Source organism: Anthropogastromicrobium sp., from assembly GCF_037349415.1.
Classification (GTDB): Bacteria; Bacillota; Clostridia; order Lachnospirales; family Lachnospiraceae; genus Anthropogastromicrobium; species Anthropogastromicrobium aceti.
In genome coordinates this window covers 58,721-81,394 of the sequence record NZ_JAXWCK010000016.1, presented here as the reverse complement: position 1 = coordinate 81,394, position 22,674 = coordinate 58,721, and the positions used below count along the sequence as shown (strand labels likewise).

18 protein-coding genes and 1 pseudogene are annotated in these 22,674 nt (G+C 40.4%); 3 read left to right on the top strand and 16 right to left on the bottom strand.

Annotation, left to right across the window (positions count from 1 at the left end):
- Positions 1-169 precede the first annotated feature (169 nt).
- From WJP93_RS02410 to WJP93_RS02370, 9 genes are all read right to left on the bottom strand, one after another.
- Positions 170-1,612 carry an ATP-binding protein gene (locus WJP93_RS02410; protein WP_337546686.1) on the bottom strand — a complete coding sequence of 481 codons (1,443 nt, stop codon included), beginning with the start codon at positions 1,610-1,612 and terminating at the stop codon, positions 170-172.
- A gap of 122 nt (positions 1,613-1,734) precedes the next feature.
- A complete protein-coding gene (locus tag WJP93_RS02405) occupies positions 1,735-2,379 on the bottom strand; it encodes an ATP-binding cassette domain-containing protein (RefSeq protein ID WP_337546684.1) in 645 nt (214 codons plus the stop codon).
- 36 nt (positions 2,380-2,415) lie between these two features.
- A complete protein-coding gene (locus WJP93_RS02400) occupies positions 2,416-3,321 on the bottom strand; it encodes a hypothetical protein (protein ID WP_337546682.1) in 906 nt (301 codons plus the stop codon).
- A complete protein-coding gene (locus WJP93_RS02395; protein ID WP_337546680.1) occupies positions 3,308-3,985 on the bottom strand; it encodes a hypothetical protein in 678 nt (225 codons plus the stop codon). Before WJP93_RS02395 ends, WJP93_RS02400 begins: the two co-directional genes overlap by 14 nt.
- 128 nt (positions 3,986-4,113) lie before the next feature.
- Complete coding sequence (locus WJP93_RS02390; RefSeq protein WP_337546679.1) at positions 4,114-5,307, bottom strand: hypothetical protein; 1,194 nt, start codon at positions 5,305-5,307, stop codon at positions 4,114-4,116.
- A gap of 723 nt (positions 5,308-6,030) precedes the next feature.
- Positions 6,031-7,428 (bottom strand): M56 family metallopeptidase, encoded by a 1,398-nt coding sequence (locus WJP93_RS02385; protein ID WP_337546677.1) that lies wholly within the window; start codon positions 7,426-7,428, stop codon positions 6,031-6,033.
- Positions 7,429-7,454: 26 nt separating this feature from the next.
- A complete protein-coding gene (locus WJP93_RS02380; RefSeq protein WP_337546676.1) occupies positions 7,455-7,793 on the bottom strand; it encodes a BlaI/MecI/CopY family transcriptional regulator in 339 nt (112 codons plus the stop codon).
- Between the two features lie 15 nt (positions 7,794-7,808).
- The gene (locus tag WJP93_RS02375; RefSeq protein WP_262538983.1) at positions 7,809-9,749 is read right to left on the bottom strand and encodes an ABC transporter ATP-binding protein; all 1,941 of its coding nucleotides are present in this window, start codon (positions 9,747-9,749) and stop codon (positions 7,809-7,811) included.
- Positions 9,739-11,526, bottom strand: a complete 1,788-nt coding sequence (locus tag WJP93_RS02370; RefSeq protein ID WP_337546672.1) for an ABC transporter ATP-binding protein — start codon at positions 11,524-11,526, stop codon at positions 9,739-9,741. Before WJP93_RS02370 ends, WJP93_RS02375 begins: the two co-directional genes overlap by 11 nt.
- Before the next feature lie 204 nt (positions 11,527-11,730).
- Here WJP93_RS02370 and WJP93_RS02365 point away from each other — a divergent pair, with 204 nt between their 5' ends.
- Positions 11,731-12,471: a helix-turn-helix domain-containing protein gene (locus WJP93_RS02365; RefSeq protein WP_337546670.1), complete on the top strand. Its 741-nt coding sequence runs from the start codon at positions 11,731-11,733 to the stop codon at positions 12,469-12,471.
- Between the two features lie 48 nt (positions 12,472-12,519).
- On the opposite strand, the gene WJP93_RS02360 is transcribed toward WJP93_RS02365, so the two are convergent.
- The 5 genes and pseudogenes from WJP93_RS02360 to WJP93_RS02340 form a co-directional block, all read right to left on the bottom strand.
- Entirely contained in the window at positions 12,520-12,687 is a 168-nt protein-coding gene (locus WJP93_RS02360) for a 4Fe-4S binding protein (protein WP_066562753.1), read from the bottom strand.
- A gap of 86 nt (positions 12,688-12,773) precedes the next feature.
- A pseudogene (locus WJP93_RS02355) lies at positions 12,774-14,641 on the bottom strand (extracellular solute-binding protein).
- Positions 14,641-15,456 carry an ABC transporter permease gene (locus WJP93_RS02350; protein ID WP_227101616.1) on the bottom strand — a complete coding sequence of 272 codons (816 nt, stop codon included), beginning with the start codon at positions 15,454-15,456 and terminating at the stop codon, positions 14,641-14,643. Before WJP93_RS02350 ends, WJP93_RS02355 begins: the two are co-directional and overlap by 1 nt.
- Positions 15,449-16,522, bottom strand: a complete 1,074-nt coding sequence (locus tag WJP93_RS02345; protein ID WP_066562762.1) for an ABC transporter ATP-binding protein — start codon at positions 16,520-16,522, stop codon at positions 15,449-15,451. The genes WJP93_RS02350 and WJP93_RS02345 overlap by 8 nt, the downstream gene beginning before the upstream one ends.
- A 45-nt stretch (positions 16,523-16,567) precedes the next feature.
- The gene (locus WJP93_RS02340; RefSeq protein ID WP_227101615.1) at positions 16,568-17,101 is read right to left on the bottom strand and encodes a helix-turn-helix domain-containing protein; all 534 of its coding nucleotides are present in this window, start codon (positions 17,099-17,101) and stop codon (positions 16,568-16,570) included.
- 337 nt (positions 17,102-17,438) lie between these two features.
- Here WJP93_RS02340 and WJP93_RS02335 point away from each other — a divergent pair, with 337 nt between their 5' ends.
- Positions 17,439-18,494: a beta-propeller fold lactonase family protein gene (locus tag WJP93_RS02335; RefSeq protein ID WP_118614055.1), complete on the top strand. Its 1,056-nt coding sequence runs from the start codon at positions 17,439-17,441 to the stop codon at positions 18,492-18,494.
- Between the two features lie 103 nt (positions 18,495-18,597).
- Positions 18,598-19,854 carry a peptidoglycan-binding protein gene (locus WJP93_RS02330; protein WP_227101613.1) on the top strand — a complete coding sequence of 419 codons (1,257 nt, stop codon included), beginning with the start codon at positions 18,598-18,600 and terminating at the stop codon, positions 19,852-19,854.
- 66 nt (positions 19,855-19,920) lie between these two features.
- On the opposite strand, the gene WJP93_RS02325 is transcribed toward WJP93_RS02330, so the two are convergent.
- On the bottom strand, positions 19,921-21,651 hold the full coding sequence (locus WJP93_RS02325) for an extracellular solute-binding protein (RefSeq protein WP_337546668.1): 1,731 nt from the start codon (positions 21,649-21,651) through the stop codon (positions 19,921-19,923).
- A gap of 56 nt (positions 21,652-21,707) precedes the next feature.
- Positions 21,708-22,673 (bottom strand): carbohydrate ABC transporter permease, encoded by a 966-nt coding sequence (locus WJP93_RS02320; protein WP_308731937.1) that lies wholly within the window; start codon positions 22,671-22,673, stop codon positions 21,708-21,710.
- Position 22,674 lies beyond the last annotated feature (1 nt).

The window sequence follows — 22,674 nt, the reverse complement described above, 5'->3', positions numbered from 1 at the left end:
GTCTGCCAAAGTCCTTGCGATGTACGCAGGCACTAGAACTCCGTCAATGGAACCCTAGGGGCTTGCCCCTAGGTTAAGTCAGTTAGATGTTTTTTATTATATTCTTCAACGTTTTAGTTATCAAGCACTTTTTCACTTTAATTTAATAAAACTGTGAAGTGATGATTTTTCATCCTACATATACAGACTCATGCTTTGTCTTGTAATACATTGCCCTCGACACCTTATTTTTCTCCAGATATCCATTTTGCACCAGATTTTCCAGAACCTTTTTTCGCAGATACGAAGAATCTCTCACACCGAGATAAGCTGCTATCTCTGAAACCTTGCGTGCGCGATAATAGCAATATGCTAGTACCTTCTCATCAAAATCTGTGCCTTCTGGAACTGGTGCAAATTCAATAATTGGAATTGCACTTTCCTCTATGCCATCAACATATGTTAAGTCTGGCAGCACTAGTGTAAAATGATCAGATGCTGAAGAAATAAACGGCCGATGCTTCTCGTCGGCATCTTTATAATCCTCCACAATCTTATCAAACCCTGTTCCATCTGCTTCCATTACATTGCAAGACACTAACACAGAACAAATTAGTTCGTTTCTTCTCTTTGAAATGATTCCAGATAAATCGTATGTTTTTCCTAGCTTTTCGCCCCTGTAAAAACCTCCTGGAGATGAAATTTCCAAACGATCCTGAAACAAATCTACTTGAATCTGAGTCCCATCAAGAAAATAGTCACGGTGAGCTACAGCATTGATAATTCCCTCAAACAATGCCCTCTGTGGATATGCATCAATATTTTTTCTGCCATCCTTTTGTTTTATCACTGAATGATTCATTCGCTGTAAAACAAATTCTGTCATATATTTAATTGAAGAAATAAGATCTCCCTGAAAACGGTTAATAGTTACAATCCGCTCACTGCCTTTTGTAAATCCTGAAAAAACAGAACACTGTACTTGTGTTTTTCTTCCATCATATCCATCTTGAAACAGTACAGCGCCATTTGCTAAAAAACCATTCTCATCATAAAAGCCCATAGAGCGAAGTGCCTTTTCGGCAATTTCCTTTCCATTATTATGCTCAGAATAAAACTCATGCAAAATGTGAAATTTATCTGCCTCATATTTCTCATCAGATGCTAAAATATCGTATTGTGTATTTTTGCTTTTCACACTCATCTCTATAATTTCCTCGTAGGTTGCACCATTTGTAAAGCCATCCCTTCGCATGAAAATAGATGGAATATTTTTATATTTTAATATGACTGGCTTTACAACTGACTCTGGAATATTTACCCGAATCACAAAGCGCTCATTTCCTTTTACTTCATAGGAAAGGAAGGAAATCTTCATCTGCGGTCTAGGTGACAGATGTTCATTCACCTGATTATTGAAATAATTACGCTCATTGTCAGCCTCAGTGCGGCTAAATCCAATCAATTTATTAGTCTTATCCTCTACGCCAATATAAAATTCTCCACCTAGTGCATTCGCAAAACCTGCAATACTTTTCAGCCATCCTACTACATCTTCTCTATTTAGTCTGCTTTTACATTCAAATTTATCATTTTCTAGCTGTACGTTTCCAATAAGCTCTTCCAAATACATGCGCTCACCTCCAAAATAGCATCAAGCTTGTTTTAAAACTTCAATGTCATTTCAATTTTACTTCAAAGTCACTTCAAAGTCAACTTCAATGTCACTTCAAACAAGCTTCAATCTACTTTGAACTACTTTTCTGCGATCTGGTGATCGATCATCTTTCCCTTGTCAAAGTGGAAAATCTCATCGCAAAGGACACGGATGTCCTCGCTGCTGTGGCTGGCGACAACGATTAGTTTCCCCTCTTCTCTTTGCTTTAGAAGAATCTGGTACATTTCCTGCACGCCGTCGTTATCTAAGCCTGACAATGGCTCGTCCAAAAGAAGAATATCTGGGTGCTCCATTAGTGCCTGTGCCAGTCCAAGACGCTGACGCATACCGAGCGAATATTTTCCTACATGCTTCTTACTCTCTGGGTCAAGTCCAACAAGACGAATCGCATTTTTAATATCTTCATCGGAAATCTTATGGCGAATGGACGCAAGCATCTTCAAATTGCGAAAGCCTGAGTAGCCGGGAAGAAATCCTGGATTTTCAATAATGGCTCCGATATTATCTGGTGCATCAATATCTTTTCCAAGTATTTTACCGTCAATTGTAATTGATCCGGATGTGGGCGAAACGAAACCCAAAATATGCTTCATCAGCATCGTTTTTCCAGAGCCATTTCGTCCAACAAGACCGTAAATCTTTCCTTTTTCCAGTGTCATGCTAATATGTGAAAGAACTTCTACACCATCAAAGCTCTTTGTCAGATCTTTTATTTCTATCATTATATGCGTTCCTCACTTTCTCTTTTTGATCACTCATTATTGGTCGTTATTCCCCTGTAAATCCGTTATCATGATTCGTTTGCTCTGATAATAGATTGCCACAAAAGATGCCAACAACAAAATTACATACAGAGCTGAGATTGCTGGAATCGTGAGTGCCCGATGCGCCTGTACAGAATCTAGTGACTCTACACTTGTCCAGCAGACAGGCGAAAAATATTGCAGCCAATAATTTTTAGGCCATGCAAGCCACATCAATATCGGATCAAGAAAAACAATGATTCCACTCACAGCTAGTCCCCACAATATATTTTTGCTAATTAAGCTAACGAAATATAAAATCATACCAAGCAGTGTAAAGGAAGCCCATGCTGTCAGAAACGTATAAAGTGTTGCTCCACTTGGGTATAAATATTTCACAACTGCAATTGGAATAATCGTTGGATATAATTGAGCTAATTGCTCTTTACTCATCTGTGAGGTTCCATAAATAAGATCCGCTGCTGCTCCATCCCAACTGTCCCTCAAGGAAAGAATTGGAACTGCCACCAGTGCTGCACAGATTGTAATAAACGCAATATAGACAAATGAAACTACTGCTATGTACAGACAAGTGCCAATGCACCAACCAGAGCGTTTGCTTCTCATGATTGCATATGGTGTAATCGGATAATAAAATGGCGCATCACAGAGTAACAAAATAAGTCCAATATGAAAGTACATTTTTGGTGTTCCTATTGAAATCTCTGTACTTCCAAATAGTAATGGAAGAAGAAGTGGTGTTGATACTGCACCATTATCTAGTCCGTACTGCAGCACAGATTTCAATGTATTAAAAACAATAAGCGCAGTAAATAAAAAAATAAATTTTACTCTAAAGTCCTGTCTCCAACAATTAAAATTAATGGAAGTAACTGCCATTGAACGTTTAAATAAGCCCATGTTTTTTCCTCCATTCTAGTCTTCTGGCAAAGAAAAATGCACAAAATGCATATACGGTAAGTGGGTATAGCATCCCCCATAAAAACATGATTCCGTGAGATACCGTGCTTCCCAAAGTTGACAACATAGAAACCAATCCAATTATATTAAATATACTTCTACTCGGAATATAAGAGACTGCCACATAAAATACCAGTCCACATGTTCCTACTGCCACAAACAAATTTGCCTGATATACCGATAGCAACAAACCAATACCACTACATGCCACTATGATAACGCCAAACTGAAGTGCCATCATAATTAGATACAAAACTGGATGTCGTACTGCAAAGGCTCCGTAAAAGAATCCTTCCACATAACTTCCTACTAATGGCATCCCTCCGAAAAGACAAAGAATACTATAGAGTCCAAATGATACTAACATTCCCAAAATAATCGCCAAGCAATTAACTGCAAACCTCGTTAATGTATAGGATGTAATTGTTGTTCTTGTAAAAATAGACCGAATATATCGACTTTGCATATCACTACAATAACTTCCCGTATAGAGTCCACCCAGCAAAAACACTACTACTATTTTAAATTTATCAAACGCCAAACTTTTTGCCAGTGTATCAACTGGTCCGCTATATCCTGGAACATCCCCCCATCTCGTATACATTTTTAAATCATCCCATGTTGAAATAATCAATACTATCAACACACCTAGCACGACCGCGCAAAATTTTTTGCAGAAAATGCTTCTTTTCAAATCCATGCGAAAACAATTTGACATATCGTTACCTCACTCTAATCTTGTTTCCAATAATCAGCCACAAATCCACTTACTGCATCAATCCATAATGATCCTGGATCTTTAATTTGTGTATTTTCATCTGCATTTTTCAATACATAATCTACTTTCCATGAAGGAATTGCACACAACTGATCTGTTCCTGCATATTGCATTGCATATACTAATGAAATTGCATCAATTTGTATGTCATCCTGTGTACGTACTCCTAATGTTTGTGCTACCTGAGACACCGCTGCTTCCTTGCTAATCAATTCACTGATTTTTGATACAGCCGTTTGTTGGCAAGGAACATGTCCTGTTATTAATACAATTTTATCTATATATGGAACATAGACAATTTCTAATCCTGCATCATGTGAATCTAACAACATTCCATTTAATTTTGATCGATAATACACTACCATGGCTTCATGCTCTTTTTTCCATGGCAATCCGCGCCCAGTTGCACTATGTAACTGATCATCCATTTTTTCTGCTTCTTCATCTTTTCCTTCATCTCGTAGTTCTTCCACCTGACCTTTTGTCACAATATCAAACCCTTCACCTGGCGCACTGATACTATCAGCAAACACTTCATTAACCTTTTCTATTGCATCCAATGTAAAAGCATATACTGTAATATCACAATCACTTCCATATCCACATGCCTGTGCGTATTTACTACAAGCTTCTATTGCCTGTTCTTTTGAACATATATCTAAACTTTCATTTGGACATAACTGTCTAAACGAATTTCCCATTCCATTTGTAAGATATCCTAATGAATTTATAATAGCATCATAACAATCTCCCGCACCATCTGTCACGTCATTATAGCTGATAATACCTGATGTTATACCAGTGTATACAATTGTCTTTCCACCTATTTCATAGTAATATTCGCCAAGTGAATGCTTCGGCTTATATTTTTCCGCTTCTTCTATTGTTGAGGTTTCCATAAATACCTGTGCAAAAAGATTCAGATCAATATTTTTATATACAACACTCAATGTCTCAGCACTTGTCTGCGCACTTTCATTTTGAACTTGACTCATATCTTCATCGTTCTGATTCATTTCTGATTGAGTTTTTTCAGGTTCCGTTGGAATACTAATATCAACATTCCTTTTAAATCTACATCCGCCCAATGTTCCCAACAAACTGTATACAACTACCATTGTTAAAATTTTCTTTTTCTTATTTTTCATCGAACTCCTCCTACGAAATATCACCCTAGAGAAACCTTCTAGGCTTTCGCCTTTGTGATATATTTTACACAACTGATCCTCCCCTACTTACCTTCGGCGCCTTTATATATGCAAGTAGAAAACAATCAATGTATAATCAAAAAAAGATTCGTAACATCTTGTTGTTATACTAACGCAATGTTATGAATCTGTCAATTAACATTTATATATATTTTTTCTTACATTTTCCTTAAAGCACCTATTTGGCTTCATCCTTTTACTGTACCATCAGCGATCCACCCTCTGTCCGCTTTCCTGACAGTTTTCTCACAAATATATGTATCATCTCTGTAGTACAGTGTGCTCATGCAACCGCACTTTTACACTAAACCTCCTGTTTTAACCGTAGAAATATGTCAATTATGAGTTAATGCTAAGATTACAATACTCAAAAGTATAACTATCACTACAAATATCAATACGATTATACCTGCTGTTTTAATGAACTTCATATGTTTCATACTAATCTCCATTCCGCCGCCTTCAGCTGGCGGCACAAATATTAATGAAAGTATTTCAACTCTCTCCGTTATGCTGTAAAATAGTTTGTAAGCAAGTAGAAAACAATATATGTATGCTAAAAAAAAATTCGTAACATCTTGTTTTTATACTAACTTGATGTTACGAATCTGTCAACTACTTTTCACTATTTTGTCTATTGTTTTCTTTTTGCACTATTTTTTCTTACTGTACTACTAATGATCCACCCTCTGTCCGCTCTCCTGACCAATTCCTGATAAAGACATAATACATCCCGCTCTCTTCTATATCAAAATTATGGCCTTCATTCTTTCCTTCGAGGCAGCGTCTTTTTGTGTCACGGATGATTCCATATTCTACTTTATAGTTCGCGTATGTATAAACCCATATGCTCTCGCCCTTTTCTTTGTAGAACGGGCCAAACTGAATCTCTTGATCTTTTTGCAGCGTCCATTTTTGTTCATCTGAACCATATTTATGGGCTGATTTTTTTGATAGCAGCTCATCAATTTTAATCTCATCACCAGTAAAATAAAGGTCAGATACATCAAGCTCTGTCTGCTTTTTCTGATACTCCGTTTCTTCTGATGTAACAAATTTCATCGCGGCATCATAGCTGACTATTGATGCAAAGCTGATTGTATAGGCACTTGTACATAAGATAATACCTGCAAGAATTACAGCTGTTATACGTCCTGTTGTTGTAAACATCTTACTGTTTTGTGCAAGTTTAGTCTTTTGAGCGGCACGCTCACGCGCTTTTAACGTGTTTTTGTTTTCGCACAGTGCTGAATACGCATATGCGCGCCGCTGCTTCTGATCGGCTGCAAAGGCACGAATCTTTGAAAAATATTCATGTTGCTCTATGCCAAGCTGTTTAATGCTGTCAAGGTCACAATAATATTCATTGCATACATTTAATTCTGCAAAAAGCTCATTTATGCCCGGACAAAACCAATACATACTTGAAATCACAAGCATCATCTGCTTCATTAAAAAATCTTTATGATGAATATGCGTCAGTTCATGCACTAGAATTAGCCGAAGCGTACTTTTGTCGATTTCACCTGCCGGAAGAAAAATACATGGATTTAAAAATCCCATTGTCATTGGCGACACAATCTCTTTGCTTATAAAAACATTAACATGGCGGCAGATACCCATTTTAGCGCAAAGCTTATATGTTTCTTTTTGTTCATCTTCCTGCCACAAAAGATCTCGCTTCGCGTTTATTTTTAACTGATACAGGCTATTAAGCTGACATAATGTAATAGCAGTTCTTCGCAAAGCGCCTGCCAGCCATATAATTATAACAGCACTAAGCATAAGCGTCACAAATCCTGCTGAACGAAACATTTCATATTGAAATGCATGTCTGCCTTCTTTTTGCTGCCAGTACAGAAAAATTACCGGGACAAAGAAACTGATCAAAACAGGCCAAAGAAGCATCCTCATAAAGATCGTATCGTTTATAAAGTGACGTTTTCTGGCAAAACGCCACAAATTTGCTATTATGCTTCCTGTCATTCCAGTCAGAAAGAAAATCCAAAATAATGTTGCTGCCCACTGAAAGAAAAAGTTAAACCACTCTGATGTTTCCATATGTTTTCACCTGCCTTTCTTTTTCATCAGTTATCTTCTTCGTCATCATCCTCTGCACTGTAAAGATCTGAGACTAGCTGATCAAGAGAGCCGTCATACCAGAGCTTTAAGATTTCTCTTCCCTTCTTTTTTCTCGCCTCCTCTTCTTTTACCTTTGCTGTATAGAGGTTTACTCTTGTGCTGACATCTACGTTGACATAGCCCTTCTGATCAAGGCGGTACATAAGCGTGCCGAGTGATCTGCGGTCAAGTTCAGTCTGATATTTTTCCAGCAAAATCTGCTGAATCTGTGTTGCTGTCACCGGATGGTCAGTCCCCCATACACATTTCATAATTAAAAGTTCAGTCTTTGACAAATCTTTCATGAATTTCTTCCTTTCTTAAATCTGTTTTCCTGCGAATTGTGAATCATACAGTGAGCGATAGAAGCCGCGTTTCTCCATAAGTTCATCATGTGTTCCCTGTTCGATTACTTCGCCTTCTTTTACAACTAGTATACAGTCTGCATTCTGAATTGTCGAGAGGCGATGTGCTATTACAAAGCATGTCTTGTCTTTCATAAGCTCCAGCATGGCTTCCTGAATTTGAAGCTCTGTTCTTGTATCGACATTTGATGTGGCTTCATCGAGTATCAGCATATGTGCATCAAGAAGCATTGCTCTGGCGATAGTTAGAAGCTGCTTTTGTCCCTTGGAAATATTTCTTCCGTCATCTGTAAGTACTGTGTCGTACTGCTTTGGCAGACGCATTATATAGTTATGAATACGGGCAGCCTTGCAGACACGCTGCACATCTTCGAGTGTGGCATCTGGCTTGCCGTAGGCGATATTTTCATAAATTGTTCCGTGAAACAGCCACGTATCCTGCAGTACCATGGCAAATGCACGGCGCAGACTGTCTCTTGTAACCTTTGTAATGTCATTTCCATCAATAGTAATTTTTCCGCTGTCAATATCATAAAAACGCATCAAAAGATTTATGATGGTTGTCTTTCCGGCTCCTGTAGGACCGACGATTGCAATAAGCTTACCCGGTTCTGCATGTAAACTCAGATCATGGATAATAGTATGATCCTTTGTGTAGCCGAAGCTTACATGGGACAGCTCTACATCTCCGTAAATGTCGGTGAGTACTTTCGCATCTGTGCTGTCAGCCGGCTCCTCTGTCTCATCAAGCAGTCTAAACACGCGCTCTGCGGCGGCAAGTGCTGACTGCAGCTCGCTCATGATATTTGCAGACTCGTTGATTGGACCAGAAAATTTTCTTGAATACAGAACAAATGAGGAAATATTTCCAAGTGTCATCTGACCAAATATGAAGCGAATCGCTCCAAAGATCGTGACTAGTGCAAGTGAAATATTGTTGACAAGGTTTACTGACGGTCCTACCATGCTGCCCATGTAATCGGCGCGGTAATAGGCATCCACAGCCTCCTCATTTTTTGCCTGAAACTTGCCTATTGTATTGACTTCCTGATGATATGCCTTTAAGCTTTTCTGACCTGCAAGCATCTCCTCTATAAAGCCGTTTAACTCGCCAAGCTTTCCTGAACGGGCACGAAAAAGAGGTCTTGTAAGTCCTGTAAGCTTTTTAATAAAGAAGATTGTAAGCGGCACAGTAACAACAAAAATCAATACAAGCGGCGGTGAAATTAAAAGCATCATAACTAGCGAGCCTATTACCGTAATAAAGCTTGCAGCAAGTGACACAACATCATTTGAAAGGCTTGTGTTTATTGTATCTACATCATAGGTGATACGGCTTATAATATCGCCTGCCGCGTGCGTATCAAAGAAGCTGACAGGAAGACGCATCAGGCGGTCGAAGATATTGCTTCGCATAGTTGAGACTATGCGCTTTGTAATCTGAAGCATGACAAGATTTAAGATATAGGCAAGTGCTGCTGATACTAAATACAGCGCAATCATGATCTCACAGCAGTAAATTACACGCTCCATATTTACCTGTCCCTTGCCAACCATCGCATCGACGGCATAGCCAGAATACATAGGACCTGCTAGCGACAGCAGATTTGAGCTTATACTTAACAAGATGGCAAGAAACAACCAGCCTTTAAACTGCCACAGATAACGGCCAAGGCGAAGCAGGATATGACGCTTTTCACCCTTTCCTTTTGTAAACTGTGCCTGCATTTTTTCTTTTTGTTCTCTTGCAATAGCGCGGCACTCCTCTGCCATGTTGCGGTTATCATTTTCCTTTTGATGTGCGCGGCATGCGGCCTCGATCTCTTCTAGCGTGATATCGTGGTTAAGCATTGGATCATTTTTTTCTTCATATTGTTTCATATTCTTATGCTTCATCAATACCACCTCCCATCTGTGACTGGCTGATTTCCCTATAGACCTCACAGCTTTCCATCAGCTCTTTATGTGTTCCATAGCCGATCATTTCTCCATCTTCAAGAACGATAATCTTATCGGCGCGGTAAATTGAACTGATTCTCTGCGCTACAATAATGGATGTAAGATCGCCATAATTTTCCTGAATTGCCCTGCGAAGACGTGCATCTGTCGCATAATCGAGCGCACTTGATGAATCGTCAAGCACAAGAATCTGCGGATGCTTTGCGAGCGCTCTTGTAATTAAAAGACGCTGCTTTTGTCCACCTGAAAGATCCATTCCCCTGATGGCAAGCATAGCATCAAGTCCCTTTTCCTCAATAAACTCGACAGCCTGCGCATCCTGTGCTGCTGCCATTGCTTCTTTCTTTGAGACATCACGTCCAAAGCGAATGTTCTCATAGATTGTATCATGGAAAATAACATCATTTTGGAAGGCAGCACCAAAAAGAGGCATGAGTTCCTTTGACGTGTAGGTGCGCACATCGCGGCCATTGACATAGATGTGTCCTTCGTCCGGATCATAGTAGCGCATCAAAAGATTCACAATAGTTGTCTTTCCTGAGCCGGTGGCTCCTATAATACCAAGCGTTTCTCCTTTATTTACTGTAAAGCTTACATCATGCAGACAGTCCTCACCGTCCCCATCCTCATAGCGGAAGGATACATGATCGAAGATAATCTGCGGCAGGACAAACTCTGCACCTGTCTCTTTGGCAGCGGCTGCCTCTGCCTCATTCACTGCCTTTTCTACTACTGAATCTACATTTCCAACAGGATGCTCTACCATAAGATCCTCAGGCAGATTTAATACCTCGCTGATACGTCTTGCGGATGCAGATGCCTTTGAATACATTACAAAAATTCGTGACAAAAACAAAATTGAATTTAAAATAATTGTCACGTATGACATAAATGCCATGATGACACCTGGTGTTGTTAATCCTTCATTGACACGCTTTGCACCTACGAAAAGAACTAGCACCAATCCTATATTTAAAATGATGCTCATGACAGGGTTCATTGCACCCATGATCATTCCAGCATGCTGATCACGCGTTACAACTTCTTCATTTATTTTTGCAAATTTACTTCTTTCTGTGTCTGTCTTTGACAGTGCCTTGATGACACGAATACCTGCAATATCCTCTCTTACAAGACGCACAAAGCGATCTACTGCCTCCTGCACCTTTGTGTACATTGGCACACCTTTACTTGAAAACAAATATACAAGAAGTGCCATGACTGGAAGAAGTGCCAACATGATGCATGTAAGCGGCGCATCCATTGAAAGCGTGACGGCAAGACCTCCGATAAGCATGATAGGCTGACGCACGCCAAGGCGCTGCATCATACCGATAAATTGATGAATGTTGTAAGTATCTGATGTTGATCTTGAAATTAGTGATGCCTGTCCTATCTGCTCCTGCTGTCTGGCAGATAAAAAGCTGATCTTTGAAAACAGCTGCAGACGGATTCTTTCTGTTGTATTTCTGGCAACAAGCGATGCCATGCGGTTTGCCACGATATTTCCAAGCAGCGCAAGAATCGCAAATAAAATCATTACACCGCCCCACGCAAACACAAAGCCAATGTTTTCAGTCGGAATCACCTTATCTACCATGATGGAAAGTGCCCACGGAATCAAAAGTTCAACAATGGTAGCAGCAACCTTTATTGAAAAACCTAATGCCATTCTTGCCCGATACGGAATCAGATAAGAAAATATCTGTTTCATTTGTTTTTTCTCCTTTCTTTTCTCTCTATATAAAGAAATGATACCACTCTTTTTGTATGCAAAGCAATGTAGAATCCTCGAAAAATTTGGGGAAATGAAACGAAGGAATTTTTTCGCGCTGCCCTTAAAAGCTGATATAGTATCGCTATAGGATATTTTGATGTTCATGTGAACACAGCTTTCATTTTAGAAAGGAAGGAATTTATGCAGGATCGAGAGGAAAAAACAGAACAGCAATTGCAGGAAACTATTAAGGCCGCTGACGAACAGCCCATTTTGATTTCGGATGCCTGCAAGCAGCTCAATATGGAGGCTCATGTGCTTCGATACTGGGAGGAGGAGCTTGGTCTTCCTATCATGAGAAATGATCAGGGCTATCGCTGCTACACAAATGCGCAGCTTCTGATGTTTCAGCGGATTAAGATTTTGCGTGATGCGGGCTATCAGCTAAAGGCTATTAAGCTGGTGGTTCCAAGACTGGCTCTTTTGGATGATGATGAATTTTATTATCTGGTGAAATTATCTGATGAGATGAATAAACGAGCCAGTGAGCTGCCTGATACGCTTCCGGCTATTCTTCCTGTCTCTGCAAGTCAGACGGAGCTTGCACGAAAGCTTCGCATGGAGGAATTTGAAGATGTTATGAACCGTATTTTAGATGAGGCACTGTGCCGACACTCCGCTGATATTAATGCACAGCTTGCAGATACAATCTGTGAAAAGATAGGTGTGCAGCTTGACAATGTTATCGCAGAAAAAATCACGGAACAGGTCAGCACAAAGGTTATCAAGGAGATGGATTATAGGATGCGGCTGCAGGATGATGAGGCAGAGGAGCGCTTTCGCAAGCTTGATGAAACACTTTTTATGCGCCGCAAAAAGTCACGTGAACAAAAAGAGGCTGCCGCGAGCCGACTGCCATGGAAAAGGAAACATAAAACGTAAGCAAAAAAGACTGCCCTCTCGGACAGTCTTTTTCTTACAGTGAATAAATTATTCGCTGATTGCACCTACTGGACATGCAGCTGCGCAGCTTCCGCACTCGATGCATGCGTCTGCGTCGATCTCGTACTTGCCTTCGCCCTCTGCGATTGCACCTACTGGGCACTCACCCTCACATGTACCACACATAATACACTCATCACTAATCTTGTATGCCATTTGTTTTTCCTCCTTGGAAATAATATTTAACGCTTTTATCAGCACCATTATTCTAATACAGGTTTGTGTTTTTTGCAACCTATATTTTATTTTACCTTCTTCCAAAGCTCATAATACATATCTTCAGCTTCTTCACCCAGATAATTGTAAACCTCACACTTTTCGATGGTTTCTTCATCTGGGAATACGCCCGGATTGTTTATGATATCTTCGTCGATTAACTCCTGTGCTGCGATATTTGGTGTTCCGTAATAGATATACTCGAAGTTATCATAAGCAGCTTCCTGACTGCACAGAAAATCAATCCACTTATGCGCGTTTTCTACATTTTCGGAGCCCTTTGTGATAACCCAGCCATCGTACCATATATTTGTTCCTTCTTTTGGAATTACATATTCAAGGTCTTCGTTCTCTTCCTGGCAGTACAGATATTCACCTGAGTAGATAACACCGATTGCTGCTGCACCGTTGATCATCTTATCACGCACCTCGTCGATGGTGTAAGCCTTGTTTAACTTGGACTGGATCTTTAACTCCTCCATTGCCTCGTTTAACTCGTCCTCATCTGTTGTGTTGCAGGAATAGCCAAGACGCTTTAAGGAGATCATAAATGCATCACGCACAGAATCCTGCATGATGATATCGTTCTTGTACGTCTCATCCCAAAGTACATCCCAGCTGTCAATTACAGCATCCTCATCTACTAATTCCTTATTATAAAGAATGCCGACTGTTCCGAATGTATATGGAACACAATATTTATTGCCTGGATCAAAGCCTTCGCAGCTCTTTAAGTAAACTTCTCCAATGTTTTCCTTGTTTGTGATCTGATCCCAGTCGATCTCCTGCAGAACATCATTCTGGATCATCTTCTCGATCATATAGTCAGATGGACAGATAACGTCATAAAGACTTGGATCTGCCTCTACACGCGGATACATGGCCTCGTTTGTATCAAATGTATCATAGATAACTTCGATACCATACTCATCTTCGAACTCGTCAATCAGATCCTCGTCAATATATTCGCCCCAGTTAAATACCTTTACCTGGCCATTTGGATACTTATCTGCCAATACAGCCTGTGCGCCAAATGCAGTAGTTGCCATCATTGCAGCAGATGCTGCTACCCATACTCTTCTTTTCATAGTCAACTTTTCTCCTCTTGTTTTCTTTTTCTTTTATCGCGCATGTCCGGAAGCGTGTTCATTAAAACTAACAACAGCAGTACAGAAACAAACATCACTGTTGACAGTGCGTTCATTGTTGGCTTGATGCCCTTTCTTACTTCACTGTATATTAATGTTGACAGCGTATTGATGCCGGCGCCTCTGGTGAAGTAGGTGATGATAAAATCGTCTAAAGACATCGTAAATGCCAGTAAAAATCCAGATGTAATTCCCGGTGCAAGATCAGGAAGCACAACCTTAAAAAAAGCAGACAGTGGCGTTGCACCTAAATCCATAGCTGCCTCGTAAGTACTTACATTTGTCTGGCGAAGACGAGGCATAACGCTTAAGATCACATACGGAATATTGAACGTGATATGCGCCACCAATATAGTGGAAAAGCCAAACTTCCAGCCAACAGAAATAAATACAAGCATCAATGAAAGTCCTGTTACAAGATCGGAATTCATAAGAGGAATGTTGTTTATAGCCATATAAGTTGTCTTAAACTTTCCTTTTAATGCATTGATACCGATACATGTAATTGTGCCTACCAGTGTGGCAACTAATGCGGACACAAATGCTATAATTAATGTATTGCTGAGAGCCTCCATAATCATTCTGCTCTCAAATAAATCCTCATACCACTTTAAGGAAAATCCTTTCCAGCGGCTTCCTTTTCCTTCATTAAAGGAAAAAATAATTAATGTTACAATCGGGGCATACAAAAAGATAAAGATCAGTGTAAGGTACATGCCCGAAAAAAAAGATTTTAATTTTTTCATCAGAATGATGTTCCCTCCCCGTTTTTATCGTAGTGCTCAAGTACTGCCATGCTGATTAAGATAAATACCATTAAGACAAGTGAAAGTCCTGAGCCAAGATGCCAGTTATCAGCTGTGGAAAATTCCTGCTCGATAATGTTGCCGATTAACATAATCTTTCTCGCACCAAGAAGATCTGAGATGGCAAATGTGGTCAGTGACGGAACAAATACCATTGTAACACCGCTTATAATACCTGGAAGACTAAGCGGCAATGTTACTTTAAAAAATACCTGCGCACTGTTTGCACCGAGATCTCTTGCTGCATTTAATACATTCTCATCAATTTTTGTTAGAACGTTAAACAGCGGAAGAACCATAAATGGCAGGAAGTTGTAGATCATACCCATAATGATTGCCGCGTTTGTTCCTACCACACTAAATGTCGGAAGACCTAAGTTTCTGCAGATATTAAATAAAATACCGCCGTCATCAAGAAGATTTAACCATGCGTAGGTACGAAGCAAAAAATTCATCCACATCGGCAGGATAAATATAAATACAACAAAGCCTTTCTTACCCATACCTGTTTTTTTTAAAATCATGGCAAGCGGATATGCAATCAGCAAACAAAGAATCGTACAGGCAATTGATAGACTAAGTGATAGTCCAAGTGCCTTTAAATGCTCTGGACTTGCTATGGCTCTTACATTTGCAAGCGTGAAGGCACCTGTGCGGTCTGTAAAGCCATACCAGGCAATCACTAAAAGCGGAATTATAGTAAAGAGAATCATCCAGACAAAGTACGGTCCAGATAACAATTTTTTCTTATTCATGGACCCCCATCGCCTCCTCATCCTCGGATTCCGGCTTGTTCATAATCTGAATGTCAAACGGATCGACATGGATGCTTACCTTTGTTCCAATCGGGAACATGTCGGTGCTGTGGACAAGCCACTCAAAACCGCCGGCCATGACCTCCATCTCGTAATGTACACCCTTAAAGATCATATGAGTAACTACTCCCTCGAGACTTCCCTGACCCTCTGGCAAAAGATCTACATCCTCTGGACGAATCACGACATCGACTGGCTTATTTCTTCCAAAGCCTTTATCCACACAGGCAAAACGGCTTCCTAAAATCTCTACAAGCTCATCTTGAATGAATGTTGCACCGATGATGTTGCTGTCACCGATAAAATCTGCTACAAATGCATTCTCTGGCTCGTTATAGATCTTTTCCGGGGAGCCCTGCTGCTGAATATAGCCCTGGTTCATTACAATGATATGGTCTGACATTGTAAGTGCCTCTTCCTGGTCGTGTGTGACATAGATAAAGGTAATGCCAAGCTCTTTTTTCATGCGAATTAGCTCATACTGCATGTCCTGACGAAGTTTTAAGTCAAGTGCACCAAGCGGCTCATCAAGAAGAAGCACCTTAGGCTCGTTTACAATAGCACGTGCAATAGCAATACGCTGCTGCTGTCCTCCTGAAAGAGAATCTGGCATACGCTTCTCGTAACCTTTCAGATTAACAAGCTTTAATGCATATGCAATCTTATCTTTAATATACTGCTTTGACTTTTTCTTGATTTTTAAGCCAAAAGCGATGTTTTCCTCGATTGTCATATTAGGAAAGAGTGCATATTTCTGGAATACAGTATTTAATGCTCTCTTATGAGGCGGAAGGGATGTAATATCCTGTCCGTCAAAAATAACCTTTCCCTTGTCAGGTGTCTCAAAACCGCCGATGATACGAAGCGTTGTGGTCTTTCCGCAGCCGCTTGGTCCTAACAGCGTTACAAATGAATTTTGATAAATATCAAGATTTAAATCATCTAGTATCATCTGCCCATCATAGCTTTTTGTGATACCCTCCAATTTAACCAGCGATTCTTTCATTGTACTATAAAACCATGCCTTTCACACATTTTTTCTGATACCTGATCAAAACGTCGGCGGTGAACTAATCCAAAGTACTGTCGCGCCTACCTTTGATGTTAAGTAATGCTGCTTACCAGATACATAGTAAAAGGTTTCTCCCTTTTTTGCCCGGTAAACCTTATTTCCCAGATGAATTGTGACAGCGCCGTTTAAGACATATCCAAACTCTTCTCCCTCATGTGGGTTGTCTGGATCTGTTGATCCTCCCGGCTCTAATTTCAAAAGAATGGGCTCCATCTGATTTTTCTGTGCATTTGGAACGATCCACTCAATCGTATTTTCGTTCTCTTCATCCTTCTTAATAAAGTAATCTTCCTTTGTAAATACAATCTGTTCTTCGGGTTCTTCTGTAAAAAACTCGCTGACAGAAACGCCCAGACACTGCAAAATATCCATCAGTGTCGCAATCGATGGAGAGGTCAGATCCCTCTCTACCTGTGATATAAAGCCCTTCGATAACTCCGCGCGGTCTGCCAGCTCTTCCTGCGTCAGCCCCTTCATGACTCTCAGCTGCTTTATCCTCTGTCCGATTTCCACATTTACCTCCCATATTGCATCCATGTGACTGCAAAAACACACAATAAAACATGGTTTGTAAAAGCAAAGTAAAGCTAAACAAAATGTTTTGTATTATTTCTGCAATTCTATTATTAAACCTCAGGTTTAGTTTTGCTAAACTCACAATAGACAATTATACCTATTTTTTTTATGTTGTCAAGCGATTTTATTTGAATATTTTTCCAAAATGTGGTATGCTTAGGTATGGCAGTTTAGCAGACTCTGCCACATGATTTGAATGAATCTGTCTGCAGCCGTTTTTGAGTGTAAATCAGGCAGATGCAGCGGCATTTATATAACTAGGAGGTTTACTTTTATGGCACAAAAATATGTTGCATATGTAGGCTCTTACACCTATTATGGTTCCAGCAAAGGCATCAGCATTATGGACGTAGATGTAGAAAAGGGCATCTTTACAAAGCGAAAGGAAGTTTCTGTCAACAATTCTTCTTATCTTGTTGCTTCCCGCAATAACAAATATTTGTATTCTGTTGTTGATGAGGGTGTTGCCGCATTTAAGATCCTTCCTGATGGTGATCTTGAATATTTAAATACTGCTTCTATCCGCGGTATGCGTACCTGTTATCTGACTGTTGATAAGGCTGGAAAGTTTTTAGTTACTGCTGGTTATCACGATGGTAAGATGACTATTCTTAATATCAATGAGGATGGTTCTGTTGGAAGCATTGCATCTGAAATCTTTGATCACGGTACTGGTACAATCGGTGAGCGTAATTTCCGCCCACATGTCACATGCGTTCAGTTTACTCCGGACGAAAAGTTCCTCTGCATGGTAGATACTGGTCTTGATAACATTAAGGCATATCGTTTTGATCACTCTAATGGTCATCTTACACTTGCCGATATCATTCATTGTGAATTAAATTCTGCACCGCTTCGTATGCTCTTCTCAAAGGATGACCGTCATATGTACATGATCTCTGAGCTGAAGAATTATGTAACAGTCTATAATTATCTTCCTCATCCAAATGAGCCTGAGTTTCAGTTTAAGCAGCTTGTATCCACACTGCCAAAGAAATATGACGAGCAGTCTGCTGCATGTGCAATGCAGTTTACAAGCGATGATAAGTATCTGTTTTGCTCTAATGCCGGAGACAACAGCTTTGCACTGTATGAGCGTGATCCGGAGAACGGCCTTCTTTATATGAAATGCGTTCTTCCAATCAGCGGTGATTTCCCGAAGCACATTTCTGTCTTCCCTGATAATAAGCATGTTGCAAGTATTAACAAGAACTCTAACTCAATTACTTTCTTTACTGTTGATTACGAGAAGGGTCTTCTTGTTATGAATGGCCGTCCGCTTAAGGTTGATACACCTAACTGCTGTAAGATTGTTCCGATTGAGGGATAAAGTTATATAAAGCCGCGGGGGTTCCCGTGGCTTTTTTCATGCCTATGAAGAATTGTGCATATACTAATAGGGATTTACGCTGATGTGAAAGGATTTCTAATTTATGAGTCTTCTTCGCTCGTTTTCTTCTGACACGCCTGACAGCGGCTTTCTTTTGACTACTGTTCTTTCTGCGCAAAATAATTATCCTATTGATGGTGCCAGCGTTTCTATAGCTGACGAATCTGATCCTGACACGATTTTGGAGGAGCTTTCAACAAATTCTGTCGGTCAGACACCTGATTTATCTGTCGCAACACCGCCTATTGACTACAGCCTAAAGCCTGATGAACCACGCCCTTATTCTGCACTGATTCTCACGATCAGTGCACCTGGCTTTGAACCTCTTACTATTCGCGGTACTGAGGTGCTTCCTGACCAGACTGCTATCCAGATGGCACGTCTTCGCCCTATTGGATCTAGTTTAAATAATTTAATTGAGATTCCTGAGCATACACTTTATGGCACCTATCCCCCTAAAAATCCTGAGGCCGAGGTAAAACCCTCCTACGAGTCAGGTGAGGTTGTATTAAGCCGTGTAGTTATTCCAGAAACTATTGTTGTCCATGACGGCACACCATCTGACCGCACGGCACCAGATTACTACGTGCCTTACAGAGATTATATTAAAAATGTAGCTTCCAGTGAAATTTATGCAACGTGGCCTGAAAGTGCTCTTGTGTCAAATATCCTGGCAATTATGTCTTTCACGCTCAACCGTGTGTATACAGAATGGTACCGCAATCAGGGTTATGATTTTACAATAACATCATCAACTGCATATGATCATAAATGGATTTATGGACGCAATATTTTTGATTCTATTTCAATTATCGTTGATGAGATTTTTGACCAGTATCTGTCACGTCCTGATGTGCGACAGCCCATTTTAACTCAGTACTGCGATGGAAAGCGTGTTTCTTGCCCTAACTGGATGAGCCAGTGGGGATCGGCATCGCTTGGCGAGCAGGGCTATTCGCCTATCGAAATTCTTCGCTATTATTATGGCGATGATCTCTATATTAATACTGCACAGCAGATCGCAGGTATTCCGGCATCATGGCCGCGCTATGATTTGACAGTAGGAAGCTCTGGTCCAAAAGTTCAGCAGCTTCAGGAGCAATTGCTTGAAATCTCGAAAGTCTACACGACTATTCCGCCCCTCACGCCAACTGGCTACTATGATGAGGCGACTGCTGAGGCAGTTCGTGCCTTTCAGAATATTTTCGGGCTGCCACAGACAGGCGTGGTAGACTTTGCTACCTGGTACAAGATTAGTTATATCTATGTAGGAATTACGAGAATGGGAGAATTAAATTAATCTGCCAAAAGGGGTCTGACCAAATGGCCGGACCCCCTTTTAAATAAAAGTGATTTTTATTTTGTTTTACTCAACAACTTCTCCTGCTCTTGCTGCATCTTCTGCTGCTGCACGAAGTGTTACCTCGTTCTCCTGGAACTCTACACACTGATCATAGCCATACTCGTTTGCCTGTGCAACCATATCAGCTACGATCTTATCAAATTCTTCATCGGAGGAAGCGTAGATTGCCTTCCAAGAACCTTCTTTAATACATGTTGTTACCTGTGTCCATACAAGCTGAAGTTCATCAGATCTTACGCCTGCTGAATACATGGTACCAGGTGCAATGTGAAGATTTACATTCTTGAAGTAGTCATCAAACAGTTCGCAGTTATTGTGATCTCTCCAATCCTGCTCAATCTCAGAACCTGCTGCAGAGTTAAAGCTTGACCATCTCTTATAGTTATAAGTCTCGCCAACCTTTGAGTCAAGATTTGTTGTATCAAGTGCCCATGTTGTATTGTTGATCTTGAAGTTTCCATCTTCGAAGGTGCCGCTGTAGCCATCAGACATTTCTGTCTTTCCATCAAGCTTTGCGCTCTTTCCAAGATCGGTAAAGCATGTATTTCCATCCTCATCATAATACCAGCATACATCCTTTGGACCATACTCAAGTGTCATACGTCCTTCTGGTGTTGCAAGCCAGTTGATGATTGCCATACAAAGTTCTGGATACTCAGTATTTGCACCGATAGTCCACGGTCTGTTTCCGCCATAAATATTCTGGCCGTAAGCGATTGGCTCTGCTTCTGACGGCGGACACGGAGCCATCATCTTGCCGTCTGATGTGTGAGCCTCGCTGTTATACAGAGAAGATCCAAGGAAATTAAATACATTCATGAAAGCAGTACCATTCTGATAATCCTCAACCATGCCATCATATCCCTGTGTCTGGGAATCTGGATCTAAAAGTCCCTTCTGGTACAGAGTGTTATAGAATTTCAGCGCTGTCAGGTATGGTCCGTTCTCCTCTAAGCATGGATGATACTCCTGCTTATCAGAATCATAAAGACCAATTCCAAATTCATCATAGCCAAAATATGCAGATGCAGTTGACTTTACAAACATAACCATATCGCCGTCCCAGTCTGCAAATAATGATACGCCATAGGTAGTCTTTCCATTATCATCAGTCGGGCAAAGTTCCTTCATCTGTGCAAGAACATCTACCATATCATCAAGATTCTTGATTTCTGGATAGCCAAGTTCCTTATAAAGATCCCAGCGAAGATCCCACTCATACATGATATCCTGACGCTGATTAGCATCTGTTGCGATATCAAATCCGATTCCATATGTTGTTCCGCCGGAAATCTTTGTATTCTTCTCAAGTGCCGGCTGCATATGCTCTGCAATATATGGACCATATTCACTGAGGATATCATCCTCGTTCCAGTCAAAGAGCATGCCCTTATCTACTGCCTGCAGATATTCATCACCGTCATTTCCCCAGATTACAAGATCGCCGAGATCACCTGACTCCATACGTGTCTCATAAGTTCCATCACTGTCAGGAATGATATTTAACTTTACATTAAACTTCTCTAACATAACTTGTCCAAACCAACCGATCTGCTCACCTGAATAGTTTGCCAGCTGGTCAAATACATTCAGTGTAACAGTCTCATCCGGAATCACGTCCTCCGGAATCGCCTTTGCAGGATCCTCAGTCTCATCTGCTGCTGCAGGAACAACAAACATTGATGCAGACATAGCTGCCGCCATAAACAGTGCACTCGCTTTTCTCAATTTCATATTTTTCTTCCTCCTAATTTTTATATGCTCCGCGCTCTTGCGGTTAACATCATTTATTATCCCTTGACAGCTCCCAGCATAATTCCCTTTTCAAAGTAACGCTGCATGAACGGATATACAACAAGAATCGGAATAACCGTTACCATGGAGATTGTGTACTTGATTACCTTGCCGCTGAGTGCTGACTTTACTGCTGAATCACTGACAGAACCACCTGACTGCATCAATGCACTTAAATTAGATGCCTGATTTAAATAAATATAGAGACGATGCTGCAGTGTGTAAAGCTCTGGCTTTGATGACATCAATATCAAAGAATCAGTGAATGAGTTCCAGTTTCCAACTGCACCGAAGATCGCAATGGTCGCTAAAATTGGCTTACTGAGCGGCCATATAATCTGTGCAAATATACGGATATGAGAAGCGCCATCAATCTTTGCGCTTTCCTCAAGCTCGTTCGGAATAGATTCGATGTAGGTTTTTACAAGAATAATATTGTATGGTGCCACAATACCTGGGATTATGTAAGCCCAGTAGGTATTTGTCAGACCAAGCATCTGCATATTCAAAAACCAAGGAATTAATCCGGCATTGAAATACATCGTGATTACGATAAAACGGTACCAAACTTTTCGTCCCCACATCTCCTGCTGTGTTACAAGATAACCTATGAAGGCTGATGCGGCAACCATAAGCGCCGTACCAAACACAGTTCTGGTGACTGATACGATAAAGGAGCTCATCAAATCACTTACATTTAAAAGTGCCGCATAATTTCCAAAATGAATGCCTCTTGGAATAAAATTGATCAGTCCTTTTACAACAAGATCGTTGTCGCTGATCGTATTGATAAACAGATAGTAGAATGGAAAGATACATATAATCGTAAACAACGTGTATACAACATAATTGATTACATTAAAAATTTGATCTCCCACACTAGTGCGGTATCTATTTTTATGTGTTTTTTCATATAATTTCTCGGCCTTTAAATCGGCCTTTTCCTGTGCTGTCTTTGCCATT

What these genes read in the sequence shown, in the direction of transcription:
- WJP93_RS02410 (WP_337546686.1), bottom strand. Translation starts at nt 1,612, where the DNA reads ATGTATTTGGAAGAGCTTATTGGAAACGTACAGCTAGAAAATGATAAA.
- WJP93_RS02405 (WP_337546684.1), bottom strand. Translation starts at nt 2,379, where the DNA reads ATGATAGAAATAAAAGATCTGACAAAGAGCTTTGATGGTGTAGAAGTT.
- WJP93_RS02400 (WP_337546682.1), bottom strand. Translation starts at nt 3,321, where the DNA reads ATGGGCTTATTTAAACGTTCAATGGCAGTTACTTCCATTAATTTTAAT.
- WJP93_RS02395 (WP_337546680.1), bottom strand. Translation starts at nt 3,985, where the DNA reads ATGTATACGAGATGGGGGGATGTTCCAGGATATAGCGGACCAGTTGAT.
- WJP93_RS02390 (WP_337546679.1), bottom strand. Translation starts at nt 5,307, where the DNA reads ATGAAAAATAAGAAAAAGAAAATTTTAACAATGGTAGTTGTATACAGT.
- WJP93_RS02385 (WP_337546677.1), bottom strand. Translation starts at nt 7,428, where the DNA reads ATGGAAACATCAGAGTGGTTTAACTTTTTCTTTCAGTGGGCAGCAACA.
- WJP93_RS02380 (WP_337546676.1), bottom strand. Translation starts at nt 7,793, where the DNA reads ATGAAAGATTTGTCAAAGACTGAACTTTTAATTATGAAATGTGTATGG.
- WJP93_RS02375 (WP_262538983.1), bottom strand. Translation starts at nt 9,749, where the DNA reads ATGAAGCATAAGAATATGAAACAATATGAAGAAAAAAATGATCCAATG.
- WJP93_RS02370 (WP_337546672.1), bottom strand. Translation starts at nt 11,526, where the DNA reads ATGAAACAGATATTTTCTTATCTGATTCCGTATCGGGCAAGAATGGCA.
- WJP93_RS02365 (WP_337546670.1), top strand. Translation starts at nt 11,731, where the DNA reads ATGCAGGATCGAGAGGAAAAAACAGAACAGCAATTGCAGGAAACTATT.
- WJP93_RS02360 (WP_066562753.1), bottom strand. Translation starts at nt 12,687, where the DNA reads ATGGCATACAAGATTAGTGATGAGTGTATTATGTGTGGTACATGTGAG.
- WJP93_RS02350 (WP_227101616.1), bottom strand. Translation starts at nt 15,456, where the DNA reads ATGAATAAGAAAAAATTGTTATCTGGACCGTACTTTGTCTGGATGATT.
- WJP93_RS02345 (WP_066562762.1), bottom strand. Translation starts at nt 16,522, where the DNA reads ATGAAAGAATCGCTGGTTAAATTGGAGGGTATCACAAAAAGCTATGAT.
- WJP93_RS02335 (WP_118614055.1), top strand. Translation starts at nt 17,439, where the DNA reads ATGGCACAAAAATATGTTGCATATGTAGGCTCTTACACCTATTATGGT.
- WJP93_RS02330 (WP_227101613.1), top strand. Translation starts at nt 18,598, where the DNA reads ATGAGTCTTCTTCGCTCGTTTTCTTCTGACACGCCTGACAGCGGCTTT.
- WJP93_RS02325 (WP_337546668.1), bottom strand. Translation starts at nt 21,651, where the DNA reads ATGAAATTGAGAAAAGCGAGTGCACTGTTTATGGCGGCAGCTATGTCT.
- WJP93_RS02320 (WP_308731937.1), bottom strand. Translation starts at nt 22,673, where the DNA reads ATGGCAAAGACAGCACAGGAAAAGGCCGATTTAAAGGCCGAGAAATTA.